The following is a 16,446-nucleotide window of genomic DNA, read 5'->3' as shown; positions in this document are numbered from 1 at the left end:
ACGAAAGGCAGAAATTTGCATGGCCAGAGACTTTAGAAAATTTCTCAAAAACAATCCCGTTATATTCGACGGCGGCACAGGCACCATGCTCCAGAGGCTTGGACTAAAGCCCGGGGGATGCCCGGACGAGCTGAACCTCAAGAACCCTGATATCGTCGGCAAGGTGCACGAGGCCTACATAAAGGCGGGCTCGGATGTAGTTAGCACCAACACATTTGGCGCAACGCGCACGAAACTTGCCGAGTACGGGCTGGATGGCCGCTTAAAGGAGATAAACGCAGCTGCGGCAAAGTGCGCAAGAAAGGCCGCCGGCAAGACGCGTTTTGTGGCAGGAGATATCGGCCCCACAGGAAGGTTTGTCGAGCCCGTAGGCGACATGGACTTTGACGAGGCCGTTGAAATATTTACCGAGCAGGCAGATGCCCTTGCTGATGCCGGAGTCGACCTCTTTATCATCGAGACCGTAATGGATATAAAGGAGATGAAGGCCGCAATAATTGCCGCAAAGTCAACGGGGCTTCCGGTTGCCGCGACAATGACATTCGATTTAAGTAAGCGGACGATACTTGGCACCTCTCCCGAGGTCTTTGCCGTTGTTGCAACGGGGCTCGGTGTAGATGTGCTTGGCGCGAACTGTTCTCTTGGCATAGAGGGCATATACGACGTTCTAAGCGTTATGGCGAAGTACACGGACCTGCCGCTCATTGCGCAGCCCAATGCAGGAATACCGGTACTAAAGGGCAAAGAAACGGTCTTTCCGGCAACTCCAGAGGAGATGGCAGCGTATGTGCCAAAGCTTGCCTCAATAGGCGTGAGGGCGCTTGGCGGGTGCTGCGGCACGACATCCGACCATATCGAGAAGATGGCAAAGGCCTTTAGAAAGGCCGTTAAAAAGAGCGCGAAAAAGAAAGACAAGACAGACGCGTCTGTTATGCTTGCCTCGCGCTCGAGCGTTTGCGCATTCGGAGCCGGAAAATCTCCGGTTACCATAGGAGAAAGAATAAACCCTACGGGCAAGAAGGCCCTTGCTGCAGAGATAAAGGAAGGCAAGACCTCTATTATAAGAACTGAAGCCAGAGAGCAGACAGAGAGCGGCGCGCACATACTTGATGTGAATGTCGGAGTGCCGCATGTAAACGAGCCCGAGTCCATGAAGATGGCGGTGTTTGCGGTAAACGGCACGAGCGCGCTCCCGGTTGTTGTGGATTCGTCGTCGCTCGAGGCGATGGAGGCCGGGCTAAAGGCAGTTGATGGAAGGCCTCTTATAAATTCCGTAAGCGGCGAGGAAAAGAAGATAAAGACCGTTCTTCCGCTTGCGAAGAAATACGGCGCAGCCGTGCTTGGCCTGACGCTTGATGATTCGGGCATTCCTCAGACAGCAGAGGGCAGGTTGAAGGTAGCAAAGAAAATCCTTGCAGCCGCGCTAAAGGCAGGGCTTAGGAAGGAAGACGTTGTAATCGACTGTCTTGCCATGACGGTAAGCGCCGAGCCGCTTAGCGCAAGAGAGACGCTACGTGCCATAAGGCTTGTAAAGGAGCTCGGGCTCTCGACTGTGCTTGGCGTAAGTAACATCTCCTTTGGCCTTCCGGCAAGGGAAACGGTGAATTCGAATTTTCTCTCTATGTGCTTTGCAGCAGGGCTGGATGCCGCAATTGTCAATACGAAGAATAAAACGCTCATGGATGCGTATAGGGCCTCGATGGTGCTGCTTGCGCATGATGAAAGGGCAGAGGCATATATAGCGAGGTTTAAAGACAGCGCCTCGCCTGTTGGCGCGTCTTCGCCGGTAGCGTCTGTAGCCGCGCAAACGGACGTGCGTTCTAAGATAATAAAGGCCGTTGTCGAAGGCGACGAGGCCAATATCGTTGGCTTTGTCGAAGAAGCGCTTAAAGAAGGCTGGGAGCCGGTAAAAATCGGTAACGACGCGCTCATAGCAGGCCTTGACGAGGTCGGAAAGCTCTTTGCCTCCAATAGATACTTCCTGCCGCAGGTAATCCTTTCCGCGGACACGGTGAAGAAGGCCTTTACAAGGGTAAAGCAGGAGTTTGGCGAGAAGAAGGGAGTATCAACAGGCAAGGTTATTATGGCTACCGTCGAGGGTGACATACATGACATAGGTAAAAACATCGTATGCACGCTTCTCGAAAACCACGGCTTCGACGTCATAGACCTAGGCAAAAACGTCCCGGCCGCGAAGATAGTCGAGGAGGCAGTTAAAAAGGACGTTGATATAGTCGGGCTTTCGGCTCTCATGACGACGACGGTTATGGAGATGGATACTGTCATAAAGAAACTAAAGGAAAAGAAGGTCAGGGCAAAGACCATTGTCGGCGGCGCTGTTGTTACCGAAGAATTTGCAAAGAGAATCGGCGCTGATGAGTATGGCGGGGAAGCAACTGCCGCGGTTGAGAAGATGAAGAGGCTTGTAAAGACTGCAAAGGGCGCGTAGCTGCGTTACGCGCTTTTTGTCATATGCCGCGCCAAGGCGCGGCATATTTTATTTCGGATAAATATATGATAATTACGGTTGAGATAAATGCGCTCGTCTACAGGGGGCTTGGCATCGGCAGGGTGGAGGGCCGCGTCGTATTCGTGCCTTTCACGGCGCCTGGCGATGTTATTGAGGCTGAAGTTACAAGCGAGGAAAAGGGGTTTTTAAGCGCGAAGGTAAAAAAAATAAAGCATGCCTCGCCCGACAGACAGGAGCCTGAGTGCAAATACTTTTTCGAGTGCGGCGGGTGCCAGTGGCAGCACATAAAGTACGAGGCGCAGCTTAGGTGGAAGAAAACCATTTTCGATGAATCGGCAAAGAGGCTTGCAAAGGCCGATATTGCCGAGCCCTTTGTAATTGCCGCGCCTTCTGAGTACGGCTACCGTTCCAGGGCCAGGTTTCAGGTAAAAAGCGGCATGGTCGGATTTTTCAAGGCAGCCTCGCACGATATAGTCGATATAGAAAGCTGTCCGCTGCTTGTTCCCGAGTTGAATGCCGCGCTAACAGAGCTTCGCGCATTAAGGTTTCCAGAAGAGCTCGAGTCGGTTGAGCTTTCGCGTGGGGACTCGGAAGGCGTTGTTGCGGTGTTTCATCTGTCCGGAAAGACGAAGTTAGATTGGAAGGCGGCGGTAAAAGGCTCAAAGCACATAAAAGGCTTCGAGGTCATGCTTCGCGGCCCGCAAAAGCGCGGCGCTAAAGAGGAAAAAATCCTTAGCGAAGGCGATACGGTTATTTCCTATGAAGCCGGTGGGCTGGAGCTAAGGGCCTCTGCCGGGGCCTTTAGCCAGGTTAACCTCGTCCAGAACAGGGCGCTCATAAAAGAGGTTATGACCAAGGCTGCATTGAATGGCAGTGATACTGTAGTTGATATGTTTTGCGGCAACGGGAATATGAGCCTGCCGCTTGCCAAAAAAGTTAATAAAATCATAGGGATAGACTCAAGCAGGCCGTCCGTAAAAGCAGCCATAGATAACGCATCCTTTGGCCGCATTGAAAACGCCGAGTTTCTTAAATTAAGCGCCTCGGGGCTGTTTTTACGCAAGCTTCTTGATAAAACATCGCCTTCTGTGATAATATTAGATCCGCCGCGTGGTGGGGCATTCGAGGCCGTATCAGCGGTGGCTGCGAGAAAAACCAAGAGGATCGTGTACGTCTCTTGCAACCCTGCGACCTTTGCAAGAGACTTATCTTTTTTGGCCAAAAAGGGGTACTCACTCGTTTCGGCGACCGTGATAGACATGTTTGCCGGCACTTACCATATAGAGAGCGTTGCTGAAATTACGAAGAGTTAAAGGATAAAAATGAAAGAGCTGCCGATACTCGAAAAACTTAAAGACGATTTGAAGAAGGCCGAAAGGGAGCTTCGGGTGGAAGTGCCAAAGGAGCTCCAGAAGGCTGCGGCGCACGGGGATCTGCGCGAGAACGCGGAGTACGAGGCTGCAAAGCAGAGGCAGTCGTTTCTGCAGGCCCGCGTTGCGCACCTTAGCGGCCGCATAAACTCGCTTTCTTCCCTTAAGCTCGACGACATTCCGAAGGATTCCATAGCATTTGGCTCGAAGGTCGAACTCGAGGACCTAAATACCGGTGATGCCGTGGTCTACGAGCTTGTTACTCCCGAAGAGGTGGATCCGAAGAACGGTAAGATTTCGGTAAGTTCTCCTATTGGAAGGGCGCTTTTAAATAAAAGTGTCGGCGACGACGTTATTATAAACCTTCCCTCAGGCACAAAAGAGTACGGGATTACATCGATAGACACGCTACACGATATACTGGCCCGGGAGGACGCATAGAAGGGATTTGATACACGTATCTATAGACCGCCGCGGCCAAAGCATACAGGGCTGCGGCGTTTTTTTTGAGGGTGTCGGCACTGTGGCCATAACATAAAATGATTTCATTTTGTCTGCCAAGTATGTTTTAATATAGCGTTTTTAAGGAGCGGCGTAGACGCCGCAGATATCGACCGGAGCAGCCGAAAGATGGATTATAAAGACACATTGAACCTTCCTAAAACCGATTTCCAGATGAAGGCAGACCTCGCAAAGAGGGAGCCCGAAATACTCGAAAAATGGCAAAAGGACGGACTCTACCCAAGCATCATGAAGCTCGGGGAGGCGCGGGAGAAGTATACTCTCCACGACGGCCCGCCGTACGCAAACGGCAACATACACATCGGCCATGCGTTAAATAAGATTTTAAAAGATATAGTCGTCAAGTCGCGCTTCATGAACGGCTTTTCTACGGATTATGTTCCGGGCTGGGATTGCCACGGTCTCCCAATCGAGCTTCAGGTGGAGAAGAACCTTGGAAAATCCAAGGACACGCTAAAAAAGACGGAGATAAGAAAGCTTTGCCGCGAGTACGCGGAAAAATTCGTCTCAATCCAGAAGGAAGAGTTCAAGAGGCTCGGAGTGCTCGGCGCATGGGACGACCCGTACCTCACGATGAGCTACGGCTACCAGGCGACCATACTGAGAGAGCTTGGAAGATTGAACGCGACCGGATGCGTGTATAAAGGAAAAAAACCCGTTCACTGGTGCGCGTCCTGTAAGACCGCACTTGCCGAGGCAGAGGTAGAGTATGCTGACAAGAAGTCGCCTTCTGTGTTCGTAAAGTTTCGGGTAAAGGACGCGAAAGGAAAGTTTGCCGTAAACGACAAAGATGGAACCTTCTTTGTCATCTGGACAACCACGCCGTGGACCTTGCCTGCAAACCTTGCAGTTGCCGTGCAGCCTGATGGCAAATACGCGCTTGTTAAGACCGCAGAGGGCGGGCTTATCGTTCACTCTGACCTTGTAAAAGCGTGCGTTGAAAAGTTTGAGCTCAAGGACGGAGAGTACTCGGTAGATGAGAAATTCTCCTTCGAAGGAAAAGACCTCGAGGGCATCGTATGTGAACATCCGTTCATTGGAAGAGAATCCAGGGTAATACTCGGCGACTTTGTCACAACTGAGGCAGGCACAGGGTGCGTGCATATCGCGCCAGGGCACGGCCACGACGACTATCAGGCAGGACTCAAGTACGGCCTCGATATCTACGCGCCTGTTGATAACAGCGGAAAGTTCACATCCGACTTTAAGGAGTTCGAGGGCACGTTCGTGTTCAAGGCAAACGACGGCATCATAGAGCTTTTGAAATCAAAGGACGCGCTTCTAAAGAAGGAAGACATTTCGCACTCGTATCCGCACTGCTGGAGGTGCAAGAGCCCGATAATATTTAGGGCAACGGCGCAGTGGTTCGTTTCCATGGAGGATACCGGGCTAAGAAAGACCGCGCTCAAATCCATAGACAGCGACGTCCAGTGGATACCTTCGTGGGGACGCGACCGCATCTATAACATGGTTGCCAATAGGCCGGATTGGTGTCTTTCCAGGCAAAGGGCATGGGGCGTGCCTATACCCGCGCTTAGCTGCAAAAAATGCGGAGAAAGTTTTCTTAACGAGAAACTTATAGAGAAGTTAGCGGTTGATTTTGAAAAAAACGGAGCTGACGTGTGGTTTGCAAGGGACGTGAAAGAGCTTATCCCCGAAGGCACGAAGTGCCCGAAGTGCGGCTCATCTGAGTTTGACAAGGAAGAGGACATACTGGACGTGTGGTTCGATTCGGGCGTGAGCTTCTCGGCTGTTGTTGAGAAGCGGGCAAACCTCGGCGCTCCGGCACGGCTTTATCTCGAAGGAAGCGATCAGCACAGAGGATGGTTCCAGTCCGCTCTTCTTACATCCGTTGGCACGAGGAAGGCCGCGCCTTATAAAGCGGTTTTGACGCATGGTTTTGTGGTTGATGGTAATGGTAAAAAGATGAGCAAGTCTACCGGCAACGTCATTGCGCCCCAGGAGGTCATCAAGACCTACGGAGCAGAGGTTCTAAGGCTCTGGGTAGCTGCCGAGGACTATAGAGAAGATATCCGCATATCCGAGGAAATACTAAAGAGGTTATCCGAGGCGTACAGGAGAATAAGGAACACGATGCGCTTTATTCTCGGCAATATCTCGGACTTTGATCCTGATAAGGACGCCGTGCCATACGATAAGCTTCTTGAATTGGACAGGCTCACTCTTCACAGGCTCGAGCTCTTGAAGGATAAGGTGCTTAGCGCATACGAATCTTTCGAGTTCCATGTGATATACCACACCGTGCATAACTTCTGCGCAGTGGACTTGAGCTCGTTTTACCTCGACATAGTGAAGGACCGCCTTTATACGTCAGGCGTTTCGTCCCTTGACAGGCGCGCTGCCCAGACAACGATGCATAAGGTGCTTGATACGCTTTTAAGGCTCCTTTCGCCTGTTCTCGTGTTCACGACAGATGAGGCGTGGGGCTTTATGCCGGGCAAAAAGGAAGCGAGCGTGCACCTTTCGGCATTCCCGAAGATCGACAAGTCTATGCTTGACGAGGCGCTTGCCGCAAAGTGGGAAAGGATTGCTGCCATCAAGGCGGCGGTGTCCAAGGCCCTCGAGGCTGCAAGAAGGGATAAGGTGATAGGGCATCCGCTGGACGCGAGGGTGGAGGTATCGGCGCCGGAAGAGCCTGGAAGATTCATGGCAGATAATAGCGCTTTGTTCAAGGACGCGCTTATAGTTTCGGCCTTCGATGTTGTCGGCGATTTATCCGGCGAAGCGTTTTCTTCCGACGAGATACCTGGCCTGAAGGTTAGGGTTACAAAGGCCGTTGGCACTAAGTGCGAGCGGTGCTGGCATATAAACCAGACCGTTGGAACCAACTCAAAACATGTAACAGTGTGCGAAAGATGCGCCAAGGCGCTTGGATAAAAAAATACCGGCTGCCTGCAGCTGTTGCGCTATCTGTAGCGGTCATAGACCAGCTTACCAAGGCCCTCGCGGCCTCGTCCATACTTCGCGGCGAGGTAGTAGAGGTCATTCCAGGTTTTTTTAACCTCGTTTACGTCAATAACCCCGGCGCGGCATTTGGCATGTTTGCCGAGGGGGGCATTGCCGCATTCGTATTTCTCGTGGCTGTTTCGATCGTTGCCCTTGGCGTTATAGCCTACATGCTAAAGCAGTCTGTTTCGAAGCTTACCGACGTTTCTCTTTCCCTCATAGCAGGAGGCGCCGTCGGCAACCTTATCGACAGGGTAAGGTTCTCGAGTGTCGTTGACTTCCTCGACTTTCACGTAAAAGGATACCATTGGCCCGCTTTTAACATCGCGGACACGGCCATAACAAGCGGCGTTGTTCTAACGCTCGTTGCCATCGTGTTTTCAAAGGATAAGGCTTAGGATTGTTCTTCGAAGGCGATGAGCACCTGCTGCTCTCTTGCCACGAACTCGGAGATGACGGCTTTTTCTTCATTGGTGATGGAGGAAAACTTTACGCCGACTCCGGTAAAGAGCTTTCCAGGGCCGCTCGAAGGCGTTGACCACACGACCTCGGCCTTTAAGTTGAACACACGGTCGTATCCGTAGAGCGAGAAGACAAGGGTAAGCCCTGTCTTTGGCGCGAGATCCATTATCGTATGAAGGAAGAGCCCTGTGGGGCTGATGTTAAGGAGAAGCCCGGAATACTTTTTGTCCGAGATAGAGAAGTCCACGGGTATGGAGACAGGGGCGCGGTCGCTTTTCTGGCCGTGAGTTTTTTCGTTGAAGAGAAGCCTGTTTACCCGGTATACCACCTGCTCTGCGGTGTAGGCCTTTGTCATGACGCCGAGCACCCCGGCGCGCTTTAGCCTGTCTACGATGCTCGTAAGTTCGTATGCCGCGGTTATGACGAGGATGTTGAACTTGCCGACAAAGTTATTGGCCTCTATCCAGTCGAGCACGCCAAAGCCGTCGAGCTCTGGCATGTGGAGGTCGAGGATAAGGAGGTCGAGCCCGGTGGGGTCGGCCTGTATTTCCTTTATGACTTCCTTGCCGTTTGCCGATACGCGCACCTTGTGCCCGGCCTCTAGAAGTATCGTGCTAAGCTTTGTGCGAAAGAATATGGAATCGTCTGCAAGGAGTATGTTTTTAGGTGTTTTGGTTATCATGTGTCGCTCCGGTAAGCCTTATTATTGTAACTCAAAACGCGATTTTGTCAAAGGCTATTCTTTTTTGGGCTCCACCCAGGACGCGTATTTGCAGTCCGGATATCTCGAGCAGCCGTAGAACACGCGGCCTTTTTTCGTTCTTCTCTCGATTACCTTTCCCGTGCAGCCTTCCTCGGGGCACGGAACTCCGGTTGAGTAGGGCATCGTGCTCTTGCATTCGGGGTATGCCGTGCAGGCGAGGAACTTGCCGAAGCGGCCGGACTTGACCGCCATGGGGTTGCCGCATTTGGGGCATTTTTCGTCGGTAGTGTCTTTTCTCTCGACCGGGTGCACCTTGCCGTCTTCGTCAACGCGGAAATCGCTGGTACTTTTGCACTCGGGGTAGCCTGAGCACGCGAGGAATTTCCCCCTGCGCCCCCATTTGATGACCATGGAGTTCCCGCATTTTGGGCATTTAAGGTCAGTGGGTGTTTCTTCGGCCTTCAGGTTCTTCATGCCTTCCTTTGCCTTATCGAGGCTTTCCTTAAAGGGTTCGTAGAAGTCGCGCATTACGCGAAGCCACTCGATTGCGCCGTCCTCCACCTGGTCAAGTTCGTTCTCCATGAGGGCCGTGAACTCGACATTGAGTATTTTCGGGAAACTCTCGACAAGCAGATCGGTTATGGTGAAACCGAGCTCGGTCGGGGAGAGCCGCTTCTGGTCCTTTGCCACGTACTCTCTGTCCACTATCGTCGAGATGATGGATGCGTATGTAGAGGGACGTCCGATGCCTTTTTCCTCGAGTTCCTTTACAAGGGTCGCCTCCGTGAACCTCGGCGGCGGTTGTGTAAAGTGCTGCTTGGGAGTGACGGCATTGGCAGCGAGCTCCTGGCCGGCCTTTAGCGGCGGCAGCTTCTTCTCGTCTTCGTCGCCTTCTCCTTCGGCAACATCGTCTTTGCCTTCCTCGTACACGGCAGTAAAGCCCGCGAACTTTACGGTCACGCCGTTTGCCTGGAAGAGGTAGTTCTTTGCCGTGATCTCGGCCTTTGTCTGGTCGAGCACTGCCGGTGTCATCTGAGAAGCGACAAAACGCTTCCAGATGAGGTCGTAGAGGCGCTGCTGGTCTCTGGAGAGGAATGTCTTTACTTTCTCCGGGGTGTAATTGAGGCTTGTGGGGCGGATGGCCTCGTGCGCGTCCTGCGCGGATTTTTTGCCTTTATACTCGTTTGGCTTTTCCGGGAGAAAATCCTTGCCGTACTTCGCCTGTATGTGCTCTCTTACCGCAGCTATCGCTTCGCTCGAAACGCGCGGCGAGTCGGTTCTCATGTAGGTTATGAGGCCCACGGGGCCTTCCTCGCCAAGCTCGATGCCTTCGTAGAGCTGCTGGGCGAGCATCATCGTTTTCTTTGCCGTGTATCCGAGTTTTCTTGCCGCTTCCTGCTGCATACGGCTCGTGATAAACGGCGCAAGCGGGTTCTTTTTTCTTTCCTTTTTCTCTATGTCGGCGACAGCGAACTTCGCGCCTTTTAGGTCGGTAAGGACGGCCGTTGCCTCGGCCTCGGTCGAGATGGTTATGGGTTTAGAGTCTTTTTTGACGAGCTTCGCGACGAACTTGTCGAACTCGGCCGTGATGCTCCAGTACTCGATTGCCTTGAATGCCTGTATCTCTCTTTCTCTTTCGCAGATAAGGCGCACTGCAACGGATTGCACCCTTCCGGCGCTTAGCCCGCGGCGTACCTTGTCCCAGAGTATGGGGCTTACCTGGTAGCCGACGAGGCGGTCGAGGATTCGCCTGGCCTGCTGCGCGTCGACCTTCTTCATGTCTATGTCGCCGGGGTTCTTAATGGCCTCTTTTATGGCCTTTTCGGTTATCTCGTTAAAGAGCACCCTGTAGACGGGCTTTTTTGCCTTGCCCTTGCCGTCAAGGGCCTCTCTGATGTGCCAGGCAATCGCCTCGCCCTCTCTATCGGGGTCAGGGCCGATGTATATGGCGTCTGCTTCTTTGCCTGCCTTTTTTAAGTCGGAGATAATGGTTGCCTTGCCCTTGATGGTCTCGTACTGGGGCGCGAAGTCGTTTTCTATGTCAACGCCGAGCTTGCTTTTTGGAAGGTCCTTTATGTGGCCTACGGAGGCCATGACGGTAAAGCCCTTGCCAAGGTATTTATTTATGGTCTTTGCCTTTGCCGGCGATTCTACGATTACGAGTGATTTTCCCATTTACAAGTATCTTTCCGTTTACCTTTGTATTTTTCTGGCAAAGCGCATGCCAGGGAGTTTTTCAACGAGCCCCTTAAGCTCCATCTCAAGAAGCAGCGCCGAGGCTTTTTGCGCGCTTAGTCCGGCCAGCTCCGCTATGGCGTCTATGTGCAGCGCTTCGTCTTCGAGCGCTTTGAGAAGTTTTCTCTCATCCGCGCTTTCCGTCGACGTTGCGTGTTTTGCGCCGCCTGTCTGTGCGGCGAAGCTTTTTCCCGGAAAGAGCACTTCGAGCACGTCCCTTGCGTTCTCGGCAAGGTAGGCGCCGTCCTTTATAAGCTTATTCGAGCCAGAGCTCTTATCCGAGGTCGCGTTGCCAGGAACCGCGAATACTTCTCTTCCGGACTCGAGCGCGAGCTTTGCCGTCATCATCGCGCCGCTTTTAAGCGGCGCCTCGCATACTATGACCCCAAGAGAGATGCCGCTTATTATCCTGTTACGCGCCGGAAAGTTCCCGGGCTGCGGCGGCGTTGAGAACGAGTACTCGGTCACTATGAGCCCGTCTTCCGCTATTTCATCAAAGAGGGCCTTATTCTCCCTCGGGTATACAATGTCTATCCCGGTGCCAAGCACGGCAATGGTGTATCCGTTTGCCGCGAGAGAACCCTTGTGCGCAGCCGTGTCGCATCCCCTTGCAAGCCCGCTTACGACCGTAACGCCGGATGAAGCGAGGTCTCTTGCTATCGTTTCTGACGCTGCCAGGCCGTAGCGCGACGGAGTCCTTGTGCCAACGACCGCAACTGCCGCGAAATCAGCCCCCGCGCTTCGTCCTTTTGCGTACAAAAACGGCGGCGGCGAATCTATTTCCTTTAAAAGCGCCGGATAATCGCTGTCCTTGAAGGTGATTATCCGCGCCCCGTGTTTCTCAAGAAGGTCGAGTTCTTTGTCGACCGCTTTCCAGTCTTTGAATCCAATGGCTGCCTCGCGCGCCCTGTTTGCGGCCGCATTGTCAATTTGGCGAGGTGAAAAGAAATCCCCGGCATCTAAAACCGTAGCCAGGGCGTCCTTTATTTCGCGCCGGAGAAGCCCTTTGACCCTGCCAAGCGCGAGCCAGTATCTTAGTCTTCCCCTGTCCATTGTCTTGGCCGGCGCTTAGTGCGCCGTTTTTATGGCGGCCGTTAAAAATACCCGAACCGCAGGCGTTACTTGGCAGTGTTGTCTTCTTCAGCCCCTGTTTCCGCGTTTTCGGTTGTTTCTTCCTCAGGTTCTTCTTTTGGCAGGACCGTTGACACCAGGTCACCCCGCACTATTGACTCGGAACTGTGTATAACAAGGGCGGTGGAGACATTGTCGCCTGCCCTGATGACTACTATGCGGCCCACTTCTTTCTTGGGCAGTTTGCGTTTTTTTGTTTTGTCATAGGGGTCGGCCACGACCGTAGCCGGCTTTAGCGCAGTGAGCATCGTACCTTCTTCTATGCCGTCGTTTATGCCTTTGTCTATGTAAATAATGCGGTTATCCGCAGCCATTAATTCGTCAGCATAGGCGCTTACGACGAGTCCTTCGACGGTTGTGATGGATTCTTTAAAATACACTTCACTTATAGGCGGCTGGTATTGCATGATAAGGTCGTTACGCGTGATTTCTTTGTAAGAGTCCACCACCTTTGTCTCTATTACCTCCGGGTGTATCTCTGTTACCTCGATGGTGCCTACGAATTCGACTGTATGGCCAAGCGATTTTTTTGTTACCGGGTGCTTAATTTCCTTTTTGCCTTGATTGTAGAGGGTAAAGCGGTCGCCGGGTTCGATGCCTGTGGGATCGATAAACGCGACATACAGTATAGAGCCTGGAGAATAATAAAGTTCGCCCTCTTTGCTTTTTACTATTCTTCCCACGTTGACCATTTTGGATTTCGTTACGAAACCGCTTCTCGCGATAGCCTCGGTAACGAGCTTTGTAAGTTTTAGCGACGGTTGTTTCTCGGGAGCTGCTTCCGTCGGTATCTCTACGGGCGTTGTCTTGCTGTAGCGCGTTACGGGCGTCGGGATTTCTTCTTCAGCTTCTTCAGGGATCTCTTCGTCAGGGATTTTCTCGGGCGCCTTTTCCGGCACTATTTCTTCAATTACCTCGCCGTTTCTTTCAACCTCTATTTTCTTGGCCGAGAGCCTGATAATGTCGCCCGGGCGTATGAGGTGCGGATTTCTTACCTCAGGGTTGTTTTTCCAGATGCCCATCCAACCTTTGGGATCCTTAAAGTACTTGTGCGCGATGCCCCAGAGCGTATCTCCGGCTTTTACGGTGTGTGTTATGACCTCACCCTCATCGGCTGCGTTACACGGGGTTGTGGCAAGTATCGGCAATAGCATGAAGAAGGCAATTGCGGCTGTGACAAAAATTTTTCTCATGGCGTCCTTCCTTTTTAGTTAGGGTAGGTTAACTTTATTACGGCCTTTCTTGCCTTTGCCGCTGCCGGTGTGTCCGGGTAGCGGTTTATCAGTTCATTAAGAGTTTCCGAGGCCCTGTCTATTTCGCCGAGCTCCTTTAACGAGTACGCGGCCTTGAGCATGGCGTCCGGGGCCTTGTTTTCGGACGGATAAATTGTGAAAACATCGTGGAATTTTTCGTACGCCATTTTAAAATTTTGTTCCGAGTAGTATGACTCTGCCGTCCAGTAGATGGCGTTGTCGGTGTAACTGCTTTTCGGGTTTTCTTCTATGAGTCTTTTGAATATATTCCTTGCCCCCGCATAGTCGCCGGCCATGAAAAGGTCCTGGCCCTTGTTGTAAAGGTTCTCTGCCCCGGCAGCCGGTTCTTTTGGATGTGATTTGGGGGCTGCGGCCCCCGGTTTTTTTCTGTCAGGGTCACCGGCAATGTCGTTTTCCGACAGCTTTACTACTTTTAACCCCTTTGGCGGCGTTACATCGGAGGCGTCTTCCGTGGCGCTGTTGTGGGTGCCGGGGGAGCTTTTTGCGTAACCCGAATCGATGGTTTCTTTTAAAAGAAGGAACTTATTGTTGAGTTCTTCTATCCTTGCGTTTGCTTCGGCAAGAGATTTTCTAAGTTCGGCTATCTTTACGTCCGTTGAGTTTATGGGGGGGGCGGACGTGCCGGTATGCGCTCTGCATCCGGCCAGGATTGTAATGGAAAGCATCACGGTCAGTATTGTTGCCGGCAATGCCGGTATTTTTGTCAAGTGCCTCATCATTAATATATGTCGCGTTGCGGCGTAATTGCGCGTTTTGGCGCGTTTTGGGCGGCCAGACCGCAAAATGTCCTTTTTGAATAATTAAACAGCTAAAACGGTTTGTCAAGCAGAATTTACGGTACATGAACCGTTTTTCGCCGTATCTTATGCTACTGCAGCCTTTCGATAGCCTCTTTTATCAATCCAAGCACCTTGTCCTTGCCAAACCCCGTGGTTGCGGAAAAGGCTATAGGCTCGGTCCCTCTTAACGCCCGTTTTATCGCAGCAAGACGGGAGGCAGCGGCGTTTTTCGAGAGCTTGTCGCACTTCGTTACCACCACGGCAAACGGGATGTCGAGCTTTGCCAGCCATGCATAGAGTGTTTCCTCGAGATCTCCTATGTCGCGCCGGATGTCGATGATCGATATTACAAGCGAAAGCGTTTCGCGCTCAGTAAAATACATTTCTATCATGCGGCGCCATGATTCGCGCTCCGCCTTGGATACCTCGGCGTACCCGTACCCCGGAAGGTCGACCAGACGGAAGGCTTCGTTTACGAGGTAGAAGTTTACGGTCCTTGTCTTTCCGGGTGTCGAGCTCGTTATGGCCAGACGTTTTCTGCCGAGAATCGTGTTTATGAGCGATGATTTGCCGACGTTGCTTCTTCCCGCAAACGCAATTTCCGGAAGCCCGTCGTTTGGCATGGTCGAGGGCTCGACCGCGGAAAGCTCGAAGACGGCCCCTTTTATCTTCATGAAATCCGAGCGGCTCACTTTAGTTCGTGATGCTCACAATCTCTTCGTATGTAGTTATGCCCTCGAGCATCCTTCTTATGGCCGATTCTCTTAGGGTCTTCATTCCATCGGCCTTGGCTATCCTTGTTATCGCAGGCAGGTCTATTGTGTGCTCCATGTGGCTCTTCATCTGGTCGCTTAGCGACATTATCTCGTATATGCCGCATCTTCCTTTATAGCCTGTCCCGCGGCATTCGACACACCCTGTGCCGTAGTAGACCTTGTAGGTCGTCGGCTTCATATTGAGGTATGCCATTTCCTCGGTGGTGAGGATGCGCTCCTGTTTGCAGTGCTTGCATATTTTTCTGACAAGGCGCTGGGCCATGATGCCTATGATGGTTGCGGAGATAAGAAACGGTTGTACTCCGAGGTCGTTTAGCCTGGTAAGCGAGCTCGGGGCGTCGTTTGTGTGGAGCGTTGAGAAGACAAGGTGCCCGGTGAGCGCGGCCTGCACGGCGTTTGTGGCCGTTTCCTTGTCTCTTATCTCTCCGACCATGATAATGTCCGGGTCTTGCCTGAGTATCGTTCTTAGCGATGACGCAAAGTCCACGCCTATCAGCGGCTGCACGCCTATCTGGTTGAAGTCCTCGAAGACCATTTCTATCGGGTCCTCGATGGTCGTGATGTTTACCTCGGGGGATGACAGGTACTTGAGCGCCGAATAGAGAGTCGTTGTTTTTCCGCTTCCCGTGGGGCCGGTTACCAGTATTATGCCGTGCGGTTTTTGAAGGTACGATTCGAATATGGAGAATTCGTTTGCCGTAAAGCCGAGGGTGCGTATGTCCTGGGCCACTATTTCCGGGTCGAATATACGCATGACCACCTTTTCGCCAAATGCCGTCGGAAGCGTGGACACCCTGAGCTCGACTTCCTTTGTTTCGTGTTCGGTCTTTATCCTTCCGTCCTGCGGTTTTCTCTTCTCCGCGATGTCCATTCTCGACATCATCTTTATCCTGGACACTATAGACGGGTGTATTATCTTCGGGATGGTGTGTATCTGGTGCAGTACGCCGTCTATCCTTAGACGCACCAGAGAGTTCTTTCTCTTTGGCTCGATGTGTATGTCGCTTGCTCTTTGCTCGTATGCGTAGCGAAGTATGTACTCGACGGCGTTTACGACGTGCTGGTCCGTTGCTTCTATCTCGGCCGCGCCCTTGAGCTTCACGTACTGCTCGAGGTTGTTTAGTTCGGCGTCCTTGCCGCGTTCCTTCTGAGCGGCCATGACCGAACTCCTGAAGCCGAAGAACTCCCTTACTATCTTCACTATGTCGGTCTTGGAGGCAATGGAAAGAGAAACTTCCTTTTTGCCCATGCGCTGCAGATCGGCCAGAGCCTCGGTGTCGCTCGGGTCGGTGACGGCCAGCATAAGAACGCCTTCCTTGCTTATGCCAAGCGGTATCATGAGATGACGCTGCGCAAAGGGGCGCGGTATCTGCGCGGTGACGAAGTCCATGTCGAGTTTTAGCGGGTCTATCTTTATGTAAGGAAGCCCGAGTTCCGGGGCGAGAAGTTCGGTAATTTTATCTTCGGTAAGTATTTTTCCGGGGGATCCCGGTATGTCGAGTTCGAATGATGCTATGACCTCTGCTGCCGTGACATATGGCGCGTAGGAAAGAAGCCTTTGGCGCGAGTAAGGGGCCTGCTGGGCCTTTTGCATCCTGGCCCTCTGGCTCTCGCCCTTTATCATCAGCTCTTTTCTGTTTTCTTCGCTAAGAAGCTTGTTTTTTACCAGGAGCGAGCACACAAAATCGAGGGACAGAACTTTGCGTTCGATCCTGCTGTCTGCCGATATGGTCATCGTAGAGCTCCTTTGTTAAGGG

The 16,446-nt window shown here is 52.4% G+C and carries 12 protein-coding genes; 5 read left to right on the top strand and 7 right to left on the bottom strand.

Going from position 1 to position 16,446, the window contains the following annotated elements:
* The first annotated feature begins 19 nt into the window (after positions 1–19).
* The 5 genes from OEV59_04520 to lspA all read left to right on the top strand — a co-directional run bounded on the left by OEV59_04520 (position 20) and on the right by lspA (position 7,727).
* Positions 20–2,449: a homocysteine S-methyltransferase family protein gene (locus OEV59_04520; GenBank protein MDH4227004.1), complete on the top strand. Its 2,430-nt coding sequence runs from the start codon at positions 20–22 to the stop codon at positions 2,447–2,449.
* Positions 2,450–2,514: 65 nt separating this feature from the next.
* A complete protein-coding gene (rlmD, locus tag OEV59_04515) occupies positions 2,515–3,783 on the top strand; it encodes a 23S rRNA (uracil(1939)-C(5))-methyltransferase RlmD (protein MDH4227003.1) in 1,269 nt (422 codons plus the stop codon).
* Between the two features lie 9 nt (positions 3,784–3,792).
* Entirely contained in the window at positions 3,793–4,281 is a 489-nt protein-coding gene (locus tag OEV59_04510) for a transcription elongation factor GreA (GenBank protein ID MDH4227002.1), read from the top strand.
* 189 nt (positions 4,282–4,470) lie between these two features.
* On the top strand, positions 4,471–7,260 hold the full coding sequence (gene ileS / locus OEV59_04505) for an isoleucine--tRNA ligase (GenBank protein MDH4227001.1): 2,790 nt from the start codon (positions 4,471–4,473) through the stop codon (positions 7,258–7,260).
* On the top strand, positions 7,239–7,727 hold the full coding sequence (gene lspA, locus OEV59_04500) for a signal peptidase II (GenBank protein ID MDH4227000.1): 489 nt from the start codon (positions 7,239–7,241) through the stop codon (positions 7,725–7,727). The genes ileS and lspA overlap by 22 nt, the downstream gene beginning before the upstream one ends.
* Here lspA and OEV59_04495 read toward each other — a convergent pair.
* The 7 genes from OEV59_04495 to OEV59_04465 form a co-directional block, all read right to left on the bottom strand.
* The gene (locus OEV59_04495; protein MDH4226999.1) at positions 7,724–8,473 is read right to left on the bottom strand and encodes a response regulator; all 750 of its coding nucleotides are present in this window, start codon (positions 8,471–8,473) and stop codon (positions 7,724–7,726) included. The genes lspA and OEV59_04495 overlap by 4 nt on opposite strands.
* A 54-nt stretch (positions 8,474–8,527) precedes the next feature.
* The gene (gene topA, locus OEV59_04490) at positions 8,528–10,669 is read right to left on the bottom strand and encodes a type I DNA topoisomerase (protein MDH4226998.1); all 2,142 of its coding nucleotides are present in this window, start codon (positions 10,667–10,669) and stop codon (positions 8,528–8,530) included.
* Positions 10,670–10,687: 18 nt separating this feature from the next.
* A complete protein-coding gene (gene dprA / locus OEV59_04485; protein MDH4226997.1) occupies positions 10,688–11,782 on the bottom strand; it encodes a DNA-processing protein DprA in 1,095 nt (364 codons plus the stop codon).
* 65 nt (positions 11,783–11,847) lie between these two features.
* A complete protein-coding gene (locus OEV59_04480; protein MDH4226996.1) occupies positions 11,848–13,053 on the bottom strand; it encodes a LysM peptidoglycan-binding domain-containing protein in 1,206 nt (401 codons plus the stop codon).
* A gap of 14 nt (positions 13,054–13,067) precedes the next feature.
* A complete protein-coding gene (gene ybgF / locus OEV59_04475) occupies positions 13,068–13,841 on the bottom strand; it encodes a tol-pal system protein YbgF (protein MDH4226995.1) in 774 nt (257 codons plus the stop codon).
* A 161-nt stretch (positions 13,842–14,002) separates the two neighbouring features.
* Entirely contained in the window at positions 14,003–14,587 is a 585-nt protein-coding gene (gene yihA / locus OEV59_04470) for a ribosome biogenesis GTP-binding protein YihA/YsxC (protein MDH4226994.1), read from the bottom strand.
* A 19-nt stretch (positions 14,588–14,606) separates the two neighbouring features.
* Complete coding sequence (locus OEV59_04465; protein MDH4226993.1) at positions 14,607–16,424, bottom strand: GspE/PulE family protein; 1,818 nt, start codon at positions 16,422–16,424, stop codon at positions 14,607–14,609.
* Positions 16,425–16,446 lie beyond the last annotated feature (22 nt).

The sequence above is a fragment of the Deltaproteobacteria bacterium genome, from assembly GCA_029858205.1.
GTDB lineage: Bacteria > Desulfobacterota > GWC2-55-46 > GWC2-55-46 > DRQE01 > JAOUFM01.
Note: the sequence above shows the minus strand (reverse complement) of the source record. Positions and strands in the feature narration are given on the sequence as shown.